Annotated in this window: 16 protein-coding genes; 5 read left to right on the forward strand and 11 right to left on the reverse strand. The window is 46.6% G+C overall.

The window, feature by feature from the left end; genetic code table 11:
* Positions 1-1,009 precede the first annotated feature (1,009 nt).
* The 3 genes from ahpF to L3V37_RS00780 all read right to left on the reverse strand — a co-directional run bounded on the left by ahpF (position 1,010) and on the right by L3V37_RS00780 (position 4,234).
* A complete protein-coding gene (ahpF, locus tag L3V37_RS00770) occupies positions 1,010-2,578 on the reverse strand; it encodes an alkyl hydroperoxide reductase subunit F (RefSeq protein ID WP_039987737.1) in 1,569 nt (522 codons plus the stop codon).
* Between the two features lie 334 nt (positions 2,579-2,912).
* A complete protein-coding gene (ahpC, locus tag L3V37_RS00775) occupies positions 2,913-3,470 on the reverse strand; it encodes an alkyl hydroperoxide reductase subunit C (protein ID WP_005374632.1) in 558 nt (185 codons plus the stop codon).
* A gap of 305 nt (positions 3,471-3,775) precedes the next feature.
* Complete coding sequence (locus tag L3V37_RS00780; RefSeq protein WP_237305642.1) at positions 3,776-4,234, reverse strand: MarR family winged helix-turn-helix transcriptional regulator; 459 nt, start codon at positions 4,232-4,234, stop codon at positions 3,776-3,778.
* Between the two features lie 137 nt (positions 4,235-4,371).
* Between L3V37_RS00780 and L3V37_RS00785 the strand changes: the two genes are divergently transcribed.
* From L3V37_RS00785 to L3V37_RS00795, 3 genes are all read left to right on the forward strand, one after another.
* Positions 4,372-4,794 carry an organic hydroperoxide resistance protein gene (locus L3V37_RS00785; protein ID WP_005374640.1) on the forward strand — a complete coding sequence of 141 codons (423 nt, stop codon included), beginning with the start codon at positions 4,372-4,374 and terminating at the stop codon, positions 4,792-4,794.
* 264 nt (positions 4,795-5,058) lie between these two features.
* Complete coding sequence (locus L3V37_RS00790; RefSeq protein ID WP_005383516.1) at positions 5,059-5,301, forward strand: type II toxin-antitoxin system Phd/YefM family antitoxin; 243 nt, start codon at positions 5,059-5,061, stop codon at positions 5,299-5,301.
* A gap of 13 nt (positions 5,302-5,314) precedes the next feature.
* Positions 5,315-5,650, forward strand: coding sequence for a type II toxin-antitoxin system RelE/ParE family toxin (locus L3V37_RS00795; RefSeq protein ID WP_020195558.1), 336 nt, complete (start codon positions 5,315-5,317; stop codon positions 5,648-5,650).
* A gap of 53 nt (positions 5,651-5,703) precedes the next feature.
* Here the strand turns inward: L3V37_RS00795 and L3V37_RS00800 are convergent, their stop codons facing one another.
* Positions 5,704-6,801, reverse strand: a complete 1,098-nt coding sequence (locus L3V37_RS00800; RefSeq protein ID WP_237305643.1) for a YdcF family protein — start codon at positions 6,799-6,801, stop codon at positions 5,704-5,706.
* A 298-nt stretch (positions 6,802-7,099) separates the two neighbouring features.
* Positions 7,100-7,999, reverse strand: coding sequence for a GyrI-like domain-containing protein (locus tag L3V37_RS00805; RefSeq protein WP_213867946.1), 900 nt, complete (start codon positions 7,997-7,999; stop codon positions 7,100-7,102).
* A 184-nt stretch (positions 8,000-8,183) separates the two neighbouring features.
* Between L3V37_RS00805 and L3V37_RS00810 the strand changes: the two genes are divergently transcribed.
* Positions 8,184-9,047, forward strand: a complete 864-nt coding sequence (locus tag L3V37_RS00810; RefSeq protein WP_237305644.1) for an AraC family transcriptional regulator — start codon at positions 8,184-8,186, stop codon at positions 9,045-9,047.
* Between the two features lie 91 nt (positions 9,048-9,138).
* Positions 9,139-9,726 (forward strand): GNAT family N-acetyltransferase, encoded by a 588-nt coding sequence (locus L3V37_RS00815; protein ID WP_237305645.1) that lies wholly within the window; start codon positions 9,139-9,141, stop codon positions 9,724-9,726.
* Between the two features lie 96 nt (positions 9,727-9,822).
* On the opposite strand, the gene L3V37_RS00820 is transcribed toward L3V37_RS00815, so the two are convergent.
* From L3V37_RS00820 to L3V37_RS00845, 6 genes are all read right to left on the reverse strand, one after another.
* Positions 9,823-10,089 (reverse strand): DUF2999 family protein, encoded by a 267-nt coding sequence (locus tag L3V37_RS00820; protein ID WP_237305771.1) that lies wholly within the window; start codon positions 10,087-10,089, stop codon positions 9,823-9,825.
* Between the two features lie 103 nt (positions 10,090-10,192).
* Positions 10,193-11,317 carry a lipocalin-like domain-containing protein gene (locus L3V37_RS00825; protein WP_237305646.1) on the reverse strand — a complete coding sequence of 375 codons (1,125 nt, stop codon included), beginning with the start codon at positions 11,315-11,317 and terminating at the stop codon, positions 10,193-10,195.
* Entirely contained in the window at positions 11,317-13,827 is a 2,511-nt protein-coding gene (locus L3V37_RS00830; protein ID WP_237305647.1) for an ABC transporter permease, read from the reverse strand. The genes L3V37_RS00825 and L3V37_RS00830 overlap by 1 nt, the downstream gene beginning before the upstream one ends.
* Positions 13,814-14,524 (reverse strand): ABC transporter ATP-binding protein, encoded by a 711-nt coding sequence (locus L3V37_RS00835; protein ID WP_237305649.1) that lies wholly within the window; start codon positions 14,522-14,524, stop codon positions 13,814-13,816. Before L3V37_RS00835 ends, L3V37_RS00830 begins: the two co-directional genes overlap by 14 nt.
* 487 nt (positions 14,525-15,011) lie before the next feature.
* On the reverse strand, positions 15,012-15,257 hold the full coding sequence (locus L3V37_RS00840; RefSeq protein ID WP_237305650.1) for a DUF3297 family protein: 246 nt from the start codon (positions 15,255-15,257) through the stop codon (positions 15,012-15,014).
* Positions 15,258-15,361: 104 nt separating this feature from the next.
* Positions 15,362-17,353, reverse strand: a complete 1,992-nt coding sequence (locus L3V37_RS00845) for a U32 family peptidase (RefSeq protein ID WP_237305651.1) — start codon at positions 17,351-17,353, stop codon at positions 15,362-15,364.
* Positions 17,354-17,500: the final 147 nt, after the last annotated feature.

Here is a 17,500-nt window from a genome sequence, read left to right on the forward strand (position 1 = left end):
GTTTACGGTGAGTAGATTCCCAGTCTCACCTAGGTTCGCGGGAATGACGGGAAGAGAACGCTAAACGAACAGCGTCATTCTAAAAGAGCCTAAGCGAGTATTCAGAATCTATTTGCAGCGCGTTTTGATGCCGGTGGAGTGAATTGAATTATCTGTGACTGTAAAACTTGCCACCTGCACTCGGAATGCTGAGATCTTAAGAGTTTGATATAAGCGAAGGTTAGATGGGATTGGTGGTTGAATGTTGGGTTAGGTGCTTGCAACCTTGTTTCACCTTTTGTTTGTTCGTGCTACTCATTTTCGATCGAGTTTACGGTGAGTAGATTCCCAGTCTCACCTAGGTTCGCGGGAATGACGGGAAGAGAACGCTAAACGGACAGCGTCATTCTGAAAGAGCCTAAGCGAGTATTCAGAATCTATTCGCAGCGCGTTTTGATGCTGGTGGAGTGAATTGAATTATCTGTGACTGTAAAACTTGCCACCTGCACTCGGAATGCTGAGATCTTAAGAGTTTGATATAAGGGGGAGGTTAGGTGGGGTTGTTGGTTTGAGGCTGAATGTTGGGTTAGGTGTTTGCAACCTTCTTTCACCTTTTGTTTGTTCGTGTTCTTGCTAATCATTTTCGATCGAGTTTTTGGTGAGTAGATTCCCAGTCTCACCTAGGTTCGCGGGAATGACGGGAAGAGAGCGCTAAGCGAACAGCGTCATTCTGAAAGAGCCTAAGCGAGTATTCAGAATCTACTTTCAGTGTGTTGTTATGTTGCGTTGTGAATTGAATTATCCGTGATTGTAGAGCCATTCCCTCCAGTTTGAACTCGGAGCGCTGAGAGATTTGCTTACACCTCTCCCCAAACAAAAAAAGCCAGCAGTTAATATCTGCTGGCAAAGTCTTTGGGCTTCTAGGTTTTTTGATTTTATTTCTTGTTACTCATCGCTGTCACGGTGCCCCGATTGGTTTTCCGGGGAAGAAAACACAGCACCGTGCGCTTTGTGCTCAAGAAATTGGAGATTAACCTTGCTTACGGATTAGGTAGTCAAATGCGCCTAAGCTTGCTTTTGCACCTTCACCCATCGCAATGATGATCTGTTTGTAAGGAACGGTTGTTGCGTCACCCGCTGCGAACACACCTTCTAAGCTAGTATCGCCACGGCTACCGACTTCAATCTCGCCGCGCTCAGATAGGGCTACTTCTGAATCTTTTAGCCATTCTGTGTTTGGTACTAGACCGATTTGAACAAAGATACCTGATAATTCAATCTCTTTGATTTCATCTGTGTTGCGGTCTTTGTACTTCAAGCTTGTTACGCGAGTACCGTCGCCCACTACTTCTGTTGTTTGCGCCATCGTGATGATGTCTACGTTTGGTAGTGAGTTCGCTTTGTCGATAAGCACTTGGTCTGCACGAAGTACGTCTGCGAATTCAAGAACCGTTACGTGTTCGACGATACCAGCAAGGTCGATAGCTGCTTCGATACCTGAGTTACCACCACCGATAACCGCAGTTTTCTTGCCTTTGAACAGTGGACCGTCACAGTGTGGGCAGTACGCGACACCTTTGTTGCGGTACTCCTGTTCACCCGGAACGTTCATTTCACGCCAGCGTGCACCAGGGCTAAGGATTACACTCTTACTCTTCAGCGTTGCGCCGCTTTCAAGTTGGATGTGAATCAAACCATCTTCTGTGTGTGCTGCGCCCATTAGCTTCTCAGCTTGTTGCTCAGTCACGACGTCTACGTCGTATTCTTTTAGGTGTTCTGCTAGGTCAGTTGCCAGTTTTGGACCTTCAGTACGTTTTACCGAAATGAAGTTCTCGATTGCCATGGTGTCCATAACCTGACCACCAAAGCGCTTAGCGACAACGCCAGTACGAATACCTTTACGAGCAGCGTATAGAGCAGCAGCGCTACCACCAGGGCCACCGCCGACAACAAGTACGTCGTATGGGTCTTTTTCGCTCAGTGCTTTCGCGGCTTTCTCGCTTGCGCCGTCATCCACTTTGTTTAGGATTTCTGTCAGAGACATACGGCCTTGACCGAATAGCTCACCGTTCACGAATACGCTTGGTACGGCCATGATGTCGCGTTGTTTCACTTCATCTTGGAACAAACCACCGTCGATCATGGTTGCTTTTATTTTCGGGTTGATCGCCGCCATCATGTTGAACGCTTGAACCACGTCCGGACAGTTTTGACACGACAGTGAAATGAAGATTTCTACGTCTAGATCTTTGTCTAGTGCTGCGATTTGCTCAATCACTTCTGGTTCTAGTTTGATTGGGTGGCCGCCAGAGTGAAGCAGTGCCAATACTAGAGAGGTAAATTCGTGACCCATTGGCAAGCCTGCAAAGCGTAGTGCTGTGCCTTTTGCTGGGTTAGTTACCGCCATCACTGGTTTACGTGCGCTTGCGTTGTCGTCACGTTCAACGGTGATTAGGTCGCTCATCTCTGCGATTTGGTTCGCTAGAGACAAAATGTCATTCGATGCTTTGCTTTCATCTAGACTAACCACTAAACGAACTTCTTCTTTTACATTAGCCAGATATTGTTTGAGTTGTTGTTGGATCGCTTGGTCTAACATAGTTGTTACTACCTTAATTAAATAGTTACCAATCAAAACAAGTATTTGTTCATTCTTGCTAGCTAAAATCGTTGATAACTGCGTTATAGATTTTGTAGTTAGAGTAACTAGCTATCGAAAATCTATGCCTGGTTCTAAACGATTTTTTCTACGCAATTACTGCACACCTACTTATTCAGATAGGTAATAAAAAGTGGTTACTGTAGATAAAACCTGAGGGGGAGAGAGCAAATCAGGCAGAAGGTCGTCAAGGTATCTAACCTGAAGTGCTCTCTAATTCAGTTCTAATCAGAAAAAGGAAATCGGAACTGATTAGAACTTAAATTTCAGTGGCTTAGATTTTGCCAACTAGGTCTAGTGATGGAGCTAGAGTCTCTTCACCTTCTTTCCATTTAGCTGGGCAAACTTCGCCTGGGTGCGCTGCTACGTATTGAGCTGCTTTCACTTTGCGTAGTAGGTCTTCTGCGTCACGACCGATACCTTCAGCAGTGATTTCCATTGCTTGGATAGTACCTTCTGGGTCGATTAGGAACGTTGCACGGTCTGCAAGACCTTGACCTTCACGCATCACACCGAAGTTGTTTGTGATGTTGCCTGTTTGGTCGCCAAGCATGTAGTACTGAATCTTACCGATTGTGTCTGAGCTGTCGTGCCATGCTTTGTGAGTGAAGTGTGTGTCAGTTGATACTGAGTAAACTTCTACGCCACGTTTTTGTAGCTCTTCGTAGTGGTCTGCTAGGTCGCCCAGTTCTGTTGGACATACAAACGTAAAGTCTGCTGGGTAGAAGAAGAATACTGCCCATTTACCTAGGACGTCTTGTTCTGTTACTTCAACGAATTCGCCGTTTTTGTACGCTGTAGCTGCAAATGGTTTGATTTGAGTATTAATCATAATTTACTTTCCTTTGAATGTTTTAAGCTGAGCTGTTGTTGCTTTCGGAAAGTATATTCTCATCGGAGTGTGTTTAAGGAAAATCGCTTATAACTATCCTATTGATAGCCATTTCCTATTTCACTTGATAGGGAAATCCGATGTAAGTGAGTTTGCATTGATAAGTTTTATTGAAGATGAAGGCAGATTAGCAATAGAGAATACCGATGATTACTTTGAGTAGATCTTCTCGCTAAGATCGAAGGAGCCTGCATCTCGGCAGGCTCTTTCTAATAGGAAGTGGTGAAGCGGATGCTTCTATCTTGTTAGCTCAGATTTTCGAGCACTTTGCCGCACAGTTTCTTCAGCATGATCATTTCATCCAGCTCTAAGGTGATTTTACACATCATGGCGTTTGGCACTGACTTGGCTTGTTCCTTAAGATCACGACCTTGTTCTGTTAGGTTGAGTACGCGAACACGCTCATCGGTTTCACTGCGACCACGCTCTACATAGCCTTTTGCTTCTAAACGTTTAAGCAGCGGTGTGAGTGTGCCTGAGTCCAAATGCAGTTGTGACCCCAATTCTTTTACGCTGGCACCATCTTTCTCCCACAGCACCATCATCACTAAGTATTGTGAATAAGTCAGATCAAGCTTGTCCAGCAACGGGCGGTAAGCTCGGATCACTGCATTTGCTGCGCTGTAGAGCGGGAAGCAAACTTGGTTTTCGAGTAAGAGTTTATCGTCGTCGGTCATGGTGTTGTCGGTGTAACACTGGCTCATTGGCGTTGCCTACCTGATCACAGAGAAAGAGAGTTATAAAATAAATTGTGCACAATATAGTTGCAAACTATCTTTACTTCGATATAAGATTGCAAGCAATTAAATTGTGCACAACTTAAATTAAGAAGGACACTCGCATGACTACTCTATACAAAACTCAAGCTACCGCTTTGGCTGGTCGTAATGGTCAAGTAAAAACAGATGACGGTCTTCTCGATCTAGAGCTGTCATACCCGAAGGAAATGGGCGGCACAGGCGCAGCAACTAACCCAGAACAGCTGTTCGCAGCGGGCTATTCAGCGTGTTTTTCTAACGCGATTTTGCACGTAGCACGTGAAGGTAAAGTAAACCTGAAAAGCGCTCCTGTAACGGCAGAAGTGGGCATCGGCCCGAACGATAACGGCGGCTTTGCACTGACAGTGAGCCTAGCGGTAGAGCTAGACATGCCACAAGAACAAGCGCTAGAACTAACGCGCATCGCACACCAAGTTTGCCCATACTCAAACGCAGTTCGTGGCAACATTGATGTGGCAGTAACGGTAAACGGCGAAGCAATTTAAGCGGTTCTTACCACGTTACAAAGACAAGAAAGCCTGCAAGTACGCAGGCTTTTTCTATATTTGAAGTAGGAGTCTAAATTTAAACTTAATTTGGTTTGTTCGAAATGCACAGGTATAGTTGGAAAGATTAGGTCAAAATCTAAACGAAAAATAGAATGTGATTAGCACTTTCTATTGATTCAAATATTTCGGTCAAACCTGCAGTATATCTCGGCTGGGTTCGCTTGTTGTTACACCAGCGAGGTTGCCGATAGGAGTCATGTGATGAGCACTGAAACGGTAAGTTATCTAAAAAAGAATGCTGCGAAGCTTGAACTGGATGAGCCAATGACGATTACGCAAAATGGTAAGCCTATTTATGTCGTTGAGTCTTATGAAGAACGTCAGAAGCGTGATGAAGCCATTGCTTTAATGAAGTTTGTTAGCTTTGCTCAAAATGATGTTGCGAATGAACGTGTAAAGTCATCAGAAGATATGAAGAGCACGTTAGCAGCACTCAAAGATTGAGTTTGATACGAGCATGGAAGCAAAAGTTCTCTATACACAAACCTTTGAAAATACGGCTATTCAGAGTATTAACTATTTATCGAACTGGAGCGCTCGCAACGATGTGATTGATAGATTAATTGCGGTTCAGCAGAGGTTTGAACACAACGTTTTGAATAACCCGTCTATCTATCCGCCTTGTTATGAACTGACAACAATCGGTGTTTACGACATCCGGCAATTTAGCTTTGATGGTTTCAAGCTGCTTTACCGAATTGGTGACAAAAATACTATCTATGCTCTAGTGATTCTGAGTGACAAACAAAACCTACAAAACGCATTGATTGACCACTGCATCATGTTCAAATGATTCTATGAGAGACCGCATTAACGCGGTCTCTCTTGCTTTCTGGCTCTAGTGTATTAACGCGACTCTAGCGGGTAAGAGCGGTAACTCCACATGCCGTAAGTACGCAGTGCATCGCGGTAAATACCAAGCAATTCGCCATCGCTGGCTTTGACTAAGTCTTTCAGTGGTTTGTCTGGGTAGCTCACTGTGTCGAAAGTGATGCCTTGTGGGCCAGTTTGCCAGCTTGCGATTTCAAACAAGGTTTGACCGCGGCGTACGTGGCTCGCTGAGCTTATGATGGTTGCGTGTTTGATGTTATGACGCGCCAACGCGTAGCTGCTGAATAGGGCGTTACCTACCGTGCTGGTGGCGTAGTTTTCTTCAATGATGCGATCTTTGCTGATGCCTTTTTCAATCAGCCAATCTGCCATTAACTTGCCTTCGGTTTTGTGGTTCTTTGGTACGCCGCCCGTCAATACGATCAACGCGTCTGGGTTTGCTTTTGCCATGGCTAGCGTGGTTTCCAAACGCTCAACCAAGATCTGGTGCATCGAACCATCTGGGTTCAGCGCGTATCCCAGCGTGACGATTGCGCCTTTGTCATCCAATTTGCCTTTGTCGGCTTTCTCTTTTAGCGGCGTGGCAAGTACGCGGTCAACGGTGTCGAAGATACGTTGGATGTCTGCCGCTTTACCTGCATTGAGCTTAGTGAGCGTCGCCATGAGTTTCGCTGATTCTGCTTGGTTGCCCTCAAAGCGTTGCCATACCGCTAAGTAAGCGTGCAAATCCACATCGTCTGGTGCAACAGAAAGGGCTTGTTCAAACAGTTCAATCGCGCGGTCTGCATTCTTGTTGTAGATCTGCGCGTTGGCCGCAGAAATCAGTAGGTCAGTACGGTACGGCTCAAGTTTGTAGGCTTCTAGTAAGCGGTCGGTAACAATCTCCATGTTGCTCGGCATTTTGGCGGTAAAACCCGCATGCGAGATACGCGCAGGGGATTTGAATGCTTGTACCGCGTCATTCAGCAGTTGGTCGACAACCTGACGTTTGGTGACGATCTGTGAGTAGTCGGCGGAAGATTGGACAGCAGCATCGTTAGCCGCGATAGAGTATGGGGCAGCAGTCAGCGCAATCACGCTACCAAGAGCAATGGCAAGTAAGTTCTTCTTCATGGAATGTCCTAGAGGTGTTGTAGTACCTAGTTTTTATTGTGCCTAGCGTTGCAGGTCGAACGGGGTCGATGGAATTTTTTCAGTCTAGGTTCGCTTCATGAATAATCTGTGAAATGAATCCCAACTCAGCCGAGCAAATGAACGCGCGTGGTCAAAACGCGAAGTAGGATCACGAAAATACTGAGGTATTCATTCGTGTTCTAAGTAATTGGATTAAAAGATAAACAGCGTTTGGAAGAACGGATTTAAGCAACCAGAGTAAGAAATGAAAAAGCCTGCAACGATGCAGGCTTTTGGTTTATTTGATGGCAGTGCAGAAGCTAACGTCTGCATGGTGCGTTTGTGGGTCGAAGCTGTGGTAAAGCTCAAAGCAAGGTCGGTCGTCGTTCTCAATACCGGATTCAATCACTTTGCTCATGACATCATCCCACGCTTTTGAGTATTGGCTCGGGTCAGTAATGTGCTGGCGCATCACCGCATACTGACCGCCGGGGAAGTCTTGCAGTTCAATGCCTTTCGGTACTTCGGTATCTTCTGGCACCATTAGACAGATGTCAGTACGGCACTTCTCGTCTGGCGTGATTTCTGGGTTGTCATGGTAGATGAAGATGCAGGTATTGCCTGCCAAACCTTTCATTCCTGCCCATTGATACAAGCGACCTGATGGCTCCTCATAGCCTTGGCCGTAAGGGCCGTTTACACGAATGTAAGCCAGTTTTGCTTTTTCAAAGTTTTGCGTTTCCATTGTCATGCTCCATTTGGTGAGTTCAGAGCCAGTATATGAATCGCTTGGTGTTACTTCGTTTCCATTCTTGCGCAACGTGTGTCCAATCTTGCTGTTTCGTGCTAATTCAGAAAACTGCTGGTAGTTTTCGCAGTCACGAAAGGCTGTAGGTGTGACGCCATAATGTTGTTTGAAGGCTTTGGCTAAGCTCTGTGAGCTAGAAAATCCGTACTCTAGGGCAATGTTCAATACCGATTGCTTGGATTTGAATAAGTCATCGGCAGCGGCTTCTAAACGCAAACGTCGAATGAAATCGGCTAATGTCTCGCCTTGCACGGCTTTGAAGGTGCGATGAAAGTGATAAGGGGAAAGGTTCGCCAGCGCGGCCACTTCTGGTAGGTTGAGCGGTTCATTAAAGTGTTGTTCTAAATAACGAATCACAGGAACCAGTCGTTGGTGGTAGTCGACGCGCATCGGGGGATTTCCTTGTTCTGTTCAGCTTGTATTCTCTGCTCAAAGCCTACCGCAATCCAACAAGCTTGCAAGGGAGCAGGGTGAGAAATGCGTGGCGAGATGAGCGTCAATCAGTCACACTCAACGAGCAGATGTTTAAGCAAAAACGTTGCGCTTATTATCTTTACTAACCGCTAGGACAATCATGATAGCTTGGAAACAGTCTCTGCCAGAGTACGAATGGCTCATTCATCAAATTTGGTACTTGGAAGTGCCAGAGGGTGAAGTCATTGACCCCAAGCCGCACCTTATTCCAAACCCGCGTGCTCATTTACTCTTTACGCCACCAGAGCAAGGCTACAGTTACGACACGAGGGACATTAAGCTTGCTGGCAAAGGCTGCCACTTATTAACGGCTAACGAACATTTGCTGTTGTTGGAAGATAGGGCGCCCATCAAGCGTATTGGTATCACCTTTCGTCCAGAGGGTTTGTATGCCATTGAGTCACTTTTTAGTGATGCATCCCAAGTTACAGCAATTAACCAATGCGAATGGTTTGATTGGCTCAACACGGCGTTTGATGAGCGCTTTCAACAAGGTCTATGGCAGTTAGAGTTGCAGGATTCACCGCAATGTTTGCTGGACTATATCAAGCGACATTTAGATGCGTTAGATATCGAACCTTGCCGTATCAAACCGTTTTTGGCATCGCAAAAAGCGGTGTCCGTGATGGATGCTCAGGCGCTACGCTCACCTGAGTTAGCGATGGATATTGATGAGATAGCCAAACAGTGCGCCTGTTCTCGCAGAACGCTTGAGCGCAGTTTCAAGCAGGTGGTGGGGTTGAGCGTTAAGCAGTATCAACAAATGGCACGTCTGGAGCAGATGATTTTGACTCTCTACAAGCAACAAGAAGCGATTGATTGGGCGAGTTTCTCCCAACAATTTGGTTTCAGTGACCAATCGCATTTGATTCGTACCCTCAAACAGCAGCTAAGAAAAACGCCGAGCAAGTACTTGAAAAAGCGTGACTTAACCATCGATATCTATGGCGACTTTGAGTCGTAATACATTGCTAATCAGCCCGAAAGTTGTCGCAAAAATCCAATTTTTCTCTTATCCGCTGGGCTACTATCTTCAGCAGATAACGAGGTAACACATGTCATATCAAAAACTAAAACAAGGCGAAGCCATCCCATTTAACGAATCGTTGACTATCCAGCTGATTCAAGGCTCTGATCTACAAGATATTATCGAGATGCTGAACGACGATAAGGTCAATCAATATCTGTTCTTCGCACCTGCTGACAACAGCCTATATGAAGGCTTCTTTGGCCCTATTATTGAAAATACGGCACAAGCGATCAAAGACGGTGTTTGGCCAGACAGTCCAACGTTCGTGATTCGTGACCAGCAAGGTCAGTACATGGGAATGTGTGCGGTGACCGCAGTGATGTTCTTAACTGGCAACTACGAAGTGGGTTATCAGTTACCTACTTGCGCATGGGGCAAAGGCGTTGCGACTCGCGCTTGCCAAATGATGACCGAGATTGGATTTACTGAGCTAAACGCCCATAAAGTCAGTGCCGATTGCTACGCTTCTAATGCTGGTTCTTACAAGACGTTAGAGAAAAATGGTTTTACTCAAGAAGGCCGTCAGAAAGACTACTACAAACTAGAGCAAGGCTTTGACGACAAGCTTTACTACGGCATGACAGCAGAGCAATTCGTGTCTTTAAATCGCTGATTATTAGCTGACAAAAAAGTCGCCAACAAAAAAGGCCGTTAACCCAAATGCTCGGGTTAACGGCCTTTTCTATATTCAGCGCTAAATGGCTAAGACTTATTTGCCTTGGTTTTGGCTTTGAAGCTTCTCTTTTGCTTCTTCAACCTTTGAGAAATCCAATCCCAACTCGTCTACGGCTTCTTTGATTAGCGCAGGGTTTTGCATCACTTGCGCCATCAGCATTTGTAGCTTGTCTTGTGGCAAACCTAGTTGGCTGATGGTTGCCATTGCCGCTAGAGGGTTTTGCGTCAGAGTTTGAAAAATCTCGTTGATTTGTTCGTCGCTGATGTTGTTCTCTTTTAGCAAGGCGATAATTGGGTTCATCATATTTCCTTTCAATTATTCATTGGATGACACTGAGGTGCAGTGTATCACTCGGTTACCTGTGTTTGTACTAGCTGAATAATTGGGGTAATCACTCAACTTTTCAATACCCCGTTAGTTCCATATAACCTGTCCCAGAATGAGAGCCCTCAATACGCACTGGGCCTTCCCAATAAGGCACAGAAAGGGGCATTTTCGCGTTCGGGTTGAGGGCAGAAACCGTAAGTTCGATTTGCTGGTTAGGAATCGATACTTGCCACTCGGTTGGATACTTTCGCCCTTGGATTTCTGTTTGCTTAGTTGCCTTTAACTGAATGTCTTTTTGAGAAATGGCGATGCCAGAGCCATCTTGCTGCATCAGTCTTGCGTTGGAGTAACTGGCTGCTCCGGTTTTGGAATCCCGCAACTGGAACACCACCAAGCTGGTCTCGTCATTCAATCTTAGGGCAAACCAGTCCCAGCCTTGTTGCGAGTCTAGTAAGAATTGCGAGCTCCACTCTCGGTCTATCCAACCTTTGCCGGATACTTGATGGGTTTTGCCATCGATCGTGACTTCACCGGACACATCAATAAACGGTTGGCTGTAGTAATAGGAAGCCACACGGCCATCGGCACTTTTGGTGCTGTAACCTTGTTCGCCTTGCTTTTGATAAGGCGCGCTGCTGGTAAGCATCAGCGAATAGCCAAACTGTTCGGAGTTCGCCTTCAATGTTGCAGGGAAGAGGTCGTTGGTTGAAGAGGTCCACTGCCAATCATCGAGATAAACTCGAAATGGTGAAGTGTCGACGCCAGCGAGGGATGTTTGAGCGCGCGACCATTTTTCATCGGCGTAGTGTTTGTCTGCGGTCGTCACTGCGCTGTGCGCCATGTAGATTTGCTGAGTTTGCCATTCGGTTTTCTTTACGTCATCTTCGCCTTTTGGCGGCGCAGCAGCAAAGCGAAATTGTGTCCACTGGACGCCAAGTGGAGTGCCATCTTCATCAATTAAGTTAGCGGTTAAGTACCACCATTCATGACGAAAATCCCGGTGTGCTTGATGGTCTGCCGGGAAGGTGAGTTCAATCCCTTTTTCTACGGGAGTGAATAGGTTGCTCTCGCTTTGCGTATCTCCGCTTCCCAGCAACGTGCCCATATTTTGCGTGCCCATATTTTTTTGTTGGGCATCTTCACAACCGAACAGGAATAAACTGCTTATGAGTAGAGTAAGTTTGCTTGCTATTCGAACCATCACAACACCTCGCTTTGCAAACTGGATACGACAGGCTTACTGACCAATCGCCACAGCGGAATCAAGGTTGCGATCACTGCCACCAAGATGGTGATTGCCGCAATGCTCAGCGCATCACTCCAATTCCACAGATAATTTAAGCTCCAACCAAAAGCTCGTAAGGTGACGATGTCTGTCAGTACATAACCCACCATCGCACCGAGGGGCAGGGCAATAACCAGCGTAAAACTGACCAAAGCGACGATCTGCCCGATCACCATGGTCATTAATTTACGACGGCTGACGCCAAGTGCATACAGCCTTGCAATGGCGGCTTTGCGCGCGTCGAGCAACATAAAACAAGCACTGAACAAACCAATCACCGCGACCATCAACGTCACGCCGTTGAGTGCGCGTGTAATGGCGAAGGTCTGCGAGAAAATATCTAACGCGATGGATTTGATTTGCGCCTGATCGTAGAGCTGACTTGGATGCAGATTCAATTGCTCGCGCAGTTGGTCGTAGACGATTTGTGGGTCACCAGAGACTTTAATGCCAAGGCTTGTTGGCAGGTCGGTAAAGCCACTCTCTTGCCATAATTTGGGTGCTAATAAGACTTCACCGTTAGGTGAGCCGTAATCATGGAATACCGCACCCACAAGTAGGTTCTTATTTGGAACGGCATCAAGCGTGAGCTCGCTACCCAGTGATAAACCCAGTTTGACCGCGGTTGGTTCACTGATGGCGACTAATTCACCTTGGTAAAAGCGTGGCCAGAAGTTCTCCAAATGCGATTTGAACACCATGGTTTGCTCTAAGGTGTCTTTGTCTTTGGTGCCAAGCAAAATCGGTAAGCCTTGCAGGTTATCGTCGACGTAGTATTGCTTGTAGACGGTCTCAACCTTGTCGAACTGCCCTAATGCGCGCTCTACATCAGCGATTTCTCCTTGGGCAGGGCTGACGTAAATATCGGCGTGTAACCTTTGTTCTAACCACTGTTTTAGGGTGGATTCAAAACTGCCAACTAGCGTGTTCATGCCCATATTGGCCGTAACGGCGAGTAGCAGTGCCATCATGGCGAGAGAAAGCGGAGAAATCAGCTCGCGCAGCTCAGCAAATAGATACTGCATCAAACCGGAAGTGGTGCGCTTTTCACACCAATTGGCTAGTACGCTGAGTGTTTTGGGTAGATACAAAGGAATCGACACTACAAGCACGCCGAGCCACGCCATGGTGAAGCGGTGATGCTCACTCAGCCATAACCCTGCGAGTGCGAGAGTCGTCAACGCAGCACCTATCACGAACAATTGGTTTTCGTTAGAGGCTTCAGGTGCTTGATAAAATCCACCATGAGAGGAGAGCGGTTGGCGCACTCGCTGTTTAAAGTGCTGCCAACATGCTAATAGGGTGGCGGCTAACGTGAGCAGCAGGGCTTGCGCCCACCATTGCCACTGCCAAGTGCCGGGCAGCAGTGTCGCGCCGTAAAGTTGTTCAAGCGTTAGTGCCACGGTCGGGTGTAACCAATGGCTGAGCTGCATGCCCAATACAAAACCGAGGGAAGCACCGATGGTAACGAGAAGAGTGAGTTCAACTAACAGCGCAGAGAACACAATGCTCGGCGCAACACCCGCTTGTTGAATTTGCACTAACAGCCGATTGCGTTTAAGCAAGCTGTACTTTACGCCGTTGTAGGCAATGAACAGCCCGACTAAAAAGGCAAGCAAGCTCATTGCGGTGAGATTGAGGTGAAAGCTGTCGGTCAGCGAACCAAGGTCTGTACTTTGATTATTGGCAATCCATTGTCCTTGCTCGCCAATCAGCTTCTGCCATTTTGCTTGCGTGTCTTTATTCCCTTTATCACCGGAATGGAAAACCGCAATGTAACTGAGCTGCCCTTGTTTATTGAGCAGTTGTTGGGCAAAACCAATATCCATCAACATTCGGCTACCTAACTGCCACTCGTCAGGTAGCACCACCACTTGGGTTGGAATGTCGTCCAGAGTTAGGGGTTCTACCTCACCTAAGTTTTGATGTTGAGATTGGCTCATCATCACGATTGGCTTGCCAGCTAAAAGCTCAGGCAAAGGTAAAGCACTGTCGAACAAAGACACGTTTTGCTCACTATCCGATGAATAGCGCGAACGTGAAGAGATGGCGGCAATTAACTCGTTACCTTGTACTGACCAACGACGACCTTGTTCGTCTCTCACTCGCCCTTCGATTACAGGTAGTGTTGCACTGAGTCCGTTTTGTCTGAGGGTGAAGTAGAGCGATTCGGGCAGATAGTTTTGCCCTGCGGGTGGAATAATTACGTTCTGAGCTTGTGCGCTAAGCTGCTCGGTAGACTCCGCATAACTGCGCTTGGCATTGAGGTTGATGGCTTGTACCGCAACAAACAAGGTCACAGCCAGCACGATACCGATCAGAATTGCGGCGGCTTGCAGTGGCGCCTGCCGATAGTGCGCTACAAACAGATCCAGGGCGAGTCGAGTATGAGTAAATCTGGTGTTTGATAGCTTAGCTTGCTTCATGGCGAAGCTCATGTTTGTTTACTTGATGACAGTTCTGTAGCTGACTATTATCCAATCGCAGCCGTGTTTTCATAAATTCAGCGCATTCAGGGCTGTGGGTGACTAACAGCACTGCCGTATTGCCTTGGGTGGTGATTTCACTGAGTAATTTCATCACTTCCAAGCCGGCTTTTTGGTCGAGGTTACCTGTGGGTTCATCGGCGAGTAGAAGCTTAGGTTTGTGTGCCAATGCGCGCGCAATAGCGACTCGTTGTTGTTGACCGCCGGAAAGGGCAGAAACATGTCTATCAAGCAGTTGGCTGATCCCTAGAGTCTCGACCAAATAATCGCACCAGTCGTTCCATTTCTGCTGATTCAAATACAGAGGGAAGGCGATGTTTTGCTGCACGTTGAGCGGCGTTAATAGATTGAATTGCTGGAAGATAACCCCCAGTTTTTGGTGTCGAAATCGGCTCCATTGTGGGTCTTTCCAAGCCGCTGTGTTATCGCCATCTAACCACAACTCACCTTCGGAAAGTGGCTCAAAGCCAGCGATGACATTGAGTAAGGTACTTTTGCCGCTGCCACTTGCGCCCGTCAGCGCAACACTCGATCCTGTGTTCAACGTAAAGTCGACGCCTTCCAACACGCGATGTGTCTCTTTACCATCAACAAAGCTTTTGCTGGCGTGTTTGAGTGTGACAAGTGGGCTTTCCATTTCCTCTCCCTGGATTAAAAAGGTGTCGTTTCTTTTGGCAATCGCTATTGCAGTTCGTTCTTTAGAAACTTTAGACAACAATCAGATAAAAACAGCGATTTATATCGAGTTTAGGGTCTGTTGACCTTTCGAGCTGATTTTTGCAGCGAATTGTTGGGTATTTGTGCAAGGCAGAAGCTTTGATGTGTAGTTAGCCTACATGAAAAAGCTGATAACGCAGTAGAAATGACCAACAAACGCTGCCCAAAGGGTTCGGCTAAAATCGTTCTATGCTTTGTTAAGGAGTATTTACTTAGAATGCTAGGCTACACACTCCTTGCCTCGCCTAAAACGATTTTATCTCGAACAAAACTTAATCTCGAAAGATAAACAGACCCTACTTTGTACTGAAAATAAGAGGGAAGAGATTAAATGAGGAAGGGATATGACAGGCATTAAAAAAGCCCGAGTCAAACTCGAGCTTTCAAAGATATTCAGCGTGGTCAGCTTACACGTAGTACGCTTCAACTTCGCCTTTAAGTTTGATTAGCATTGGGTTACCGAAACGGTCTTTTGCTTTAGGAGAAGCAATTTTCACCCAACCTTCGCTCACGCAGTATTCTTCTACGTCTGTGCGCTCTTTGCCGTTGATACGAATACCGATTTGGTGCTCGAAGCATTCTTTGATGAAGAATGGGCTACGTGGGTTACCCGCTAGGCGATCTGGTAGAGCTGGTTTAGCTGTATCTGTCATGTTTGTGACCTAAATTCCGTAAAAAGTGCGCCATTGTAGTCAGTGCACAGTGAGTGTTCAAGATATGTTGAGAGTCGATGCGTTGTTTAACTTTCAAGTACCGCCTATAACCCCTTTAAATACTGCGCGTTGGCTGTCGGTTGAATCATGGGATTCAGCGTTTGGATGGCTTGTTCGCTGTACTCTGCAAGTAGAGCTAAGAACGCGTCAATCAACTCAGGTTTGCTTGCTGAGACTTTCGTTTCGGTCTGGATATCACGCAGATCGATCAACACATCAGTACACAATTGCGGCAGATCGTGCAGCACTTGCAGGTTTAAGACGTTGTACTCGCTGTAGATTGAATTGTGACTGCCTTTTTGTTTTTGCACCACATACGGATTGTCTTTTAAGTTGATGATAGACGTACGTTTATCACAGCGTTTCAAACAACCTTTGTTGACCTTAATCTTGCGGCATCCTTCGGTTTGTTGGAACAAACATTGGCGGCTCGTGAGTAGGGTATTTGGATGATAAATGCTGTAGAAGCAGCGCATGTTTTTCGGGCGCTTTATATGGCGCATCTGCTTCATATTCAGCTCATTAGAAACAAACGCGCCACTTGCCGCGAACTCGTCTTGAAGGCATTTAAACGCGTATGAGTTCACCGTGTTCAGTTGTGGGCCTGCCACCCAGCCTAAGCCGAGCTCTTTTGCGATCATGCCGACGCCTGAGTTGTTGGTGATCAACAATTCAGGTTGGATGGTTTCCAAAAATACGCGCGCGGCTTGGTAGTCTTCGCCAATCAAAATGGCAGGGAACCAAGGTTTGAGCATTGGGTTGGCTTGGAACAATTCAATCATCGCGCTCAGTTCACCAGACAATCCCATTGGCAATTGATAATAAACATCAATGTCGCGGTATTCGCACAGCATGGCTTCTTGTGCTGACGAGATCAGAACCGATAATTTTGGCGCACCTTGGCGAGGGTCTGGTTGAGGTAACGCTGGTAGAGTTGGCACATCAATCGACCCTTTCAAGCTGCTGCCGGATACTTGTGTTGAAGTGACATCGAACGACTTAGTTTGCTCTGCCACTTTCTCAATGATCGCGGTTTTGTCGTCGTAGAGTTTCTTTTTCACCGCTTGTACATCATCAGCAGACTGGCATTGGTAAACCTTCGAAAAATGCTTTACAGCGTGGTCGCGCGGGTTGTCGATGTACATCGCCTTGCCGAAATCACCTTGCAAAAATGCGTTGGAGAAATCACGGTTGAACACCGTGTATAACTCTGTGGTGTCTTCAGAGAGTTTCAAACCCTCGCACAAGCGATCAATCTGTTTACGCCAGTTATCGACCACGGTGTACACGTAGTGGGATTTCTTAATGCGGCCTTCCACTTTCAACGAATACACACCCGCATCAGCAAGCGCTTCTAAATCGCTAAATGCGGAGTTGTCTTTCATATTAAGTGGGTAGTTGTTGCCTGTTTTGGTCGTTTCGTACTGTTCGCGACAAGGTTGGCTACAGCGTCCACGGTTACCTGATGCGCCATTGCGAGCTGAACTGATGTAGCAAATTCCGGAGAATCCGATGCAGTATGAGCCGTGGACAAACACTTCCATCATTACGTTGTGCTCGCGACCAAATTGCGCCAGATGTTTTATTTCATCGATGTTAAGTTCGCGAGATAAGTTTACTCGGCTTGCGGTGAGCTGGTTGAGAAAGAGGATTTGGCCTTCGTTATGCGTGTTCAGTTGTGTTGAAGCGTGCACATCCAAATCGGGAAAGTGATGTTTGAGAATATAGGTCAGACCGAGATCTTGCACGATCACGCCATCGATTTTGGTGGTGTTCAGTTGGCTGAGTAAGCGAACAATCGCTGGAATTTCACTTTCTAAAATCAGCACATTCAACGTTAGGAAAATCTTACAGCTGTGCTGATGGGCTAACGTTAACACGCCATTTAAGTTATCTAAGGTGAGGTTGGTCGCTCGGTTACGAGCATTGAAGCGGTCGAGCCCACAGTAAATTGCATCGGCGCCAGCGGCAATGGCGGCTTTGATGGAATCTAAATCACCACCGGGTGCTAATAACTCAAATTGATCGCGTGTCACTACTTTTCTCTTTCTTACCAAAATAGGCTGCAAATGTTACGTATTTCACGCTTTTGATGCTCGGCTAGTTAATGCTTTATTAATCTGAATCAATTAATCCGTGTTACACGGTCGACTCTTGAGTGGGTAGAGTGCAATTCGCGATAG

Origin of the sequence: Vibrio sp. D54 (assembly GCF_021728075.1) — a bacterium.
Lineage (GTDB): Bacteria > Pseudomonadota > Gammaproteobacteria > Enterobacterales > Vibrionaceae > Vibrio > Vibrio alginolyticus.

Excerpts from the sequence above, each read along its gene's own strand:
- ahpF (WP_039987737.1), bottom strand. The coding sequence starts at position 2,578 with ATGTTAGACCAAGCGATCCAACAACAACTCAAACAATATCTGGCTAAT.
- ahpC (WP_005374632.1), bottom strand. The coding sequence starts at position 3,470 with ATGATTAATACTCAAATCAAACCATTTGCAGCTACAGCGTACAAAAAC.
- L3V37_RS00780 (WP_237305642.1), bottom strand. The coding sequence starts at position 4,234 with ATGAGCCAGTGTTACACCGACAACACCATGACCGACGACGATAAACTC.
- L3V37_RS00785 (WP_005374640.1), top strand. The coding sequence starts at position 4,372 with ATGACTACTCTATACAAAACTCAAGCTACCGCTTTGGCTGGTCGTAAT.
- L3V37_RS00790 (WP_005383516.1), top strand. The coding sequence starts at position 5,059 with ATGAGCACTGAAACGGTAAGTTATCTAAAAAAGAATGCTGCGAAGCTT.
- L3V37_RS00795 (WP_020195558.1), top strand. The coding sequence starts at position 5,315 with ATGGAAGCAAAAGTTCTCTATACACAAACCTTTGAAAATACGGCTATT.
- L3V37_RS00800 (WP_237305643.1), bottom strand. The coding sequence starts at position 6,801 with ATGAAGAAGAACTTACTTGCCATTGCTCTTGGTAGCGTGATTGCGCTG.
- L3V37_RS00805 (WP_213867946.1), bottom strand. The coding sequence starts at position 7,999 with ATGCGCGTCGACTACCACCAACGACTGGTTCCTGTGATTCGTTATTTA.
- L3V37_RS00810 (WP_237305644.1), top strand. The coding sequence starts at position 8,184 with ATGATAGCTTGGAAACAGTCTCTGCCAGAGTACGAATGGCTCATTCAT.
- L3V37_RS00815 (WP_237305645.1), top strand. The coding sequence starts at position 9,139 with ATGTCATATCAAAAACTAAAACAAGGCGAAGCCATCCCATTTAACGAA.
- L3V37_RS00820 (WP_237305771.1), bottom strand. The coding sequence starts at position 10,089 with ATGAACCCAATTATCGCCTTGCTAAAAGAGAACAACATCAGCGACGAA.
- L3V37_RS00825 (WP_237305646.1), bottom strand. The coding sequence starts at position 11,317 with ATGGTTCGAATAGCAAGCAAACTTACTCTACTCATAAGCAGTTTATTC.
- L3V37_RS00830 (WP_237305647.1), bottom strand. The coding sequence starts at position 13,827 with ATGAAGCAAGCTAAGCTATCAAACACCAGATTTACTCATACTCGACTC.
- L3V37_RS00835 (WP_237305649.1), bottom strand. The coding sequence starts at position 14,524 with ATGGAAAGCCCACTTGTCACACTCAAACACGCCAGCAAAAGCTTTGTT.
- L3V37_RS00840 (WP_237305650.1), bottom strand. The coding sequence starts at position 15,257 with ATGACAGATACAGCTAAACCAGCTCTACCAGATCGCCTAGCGGGTAAC.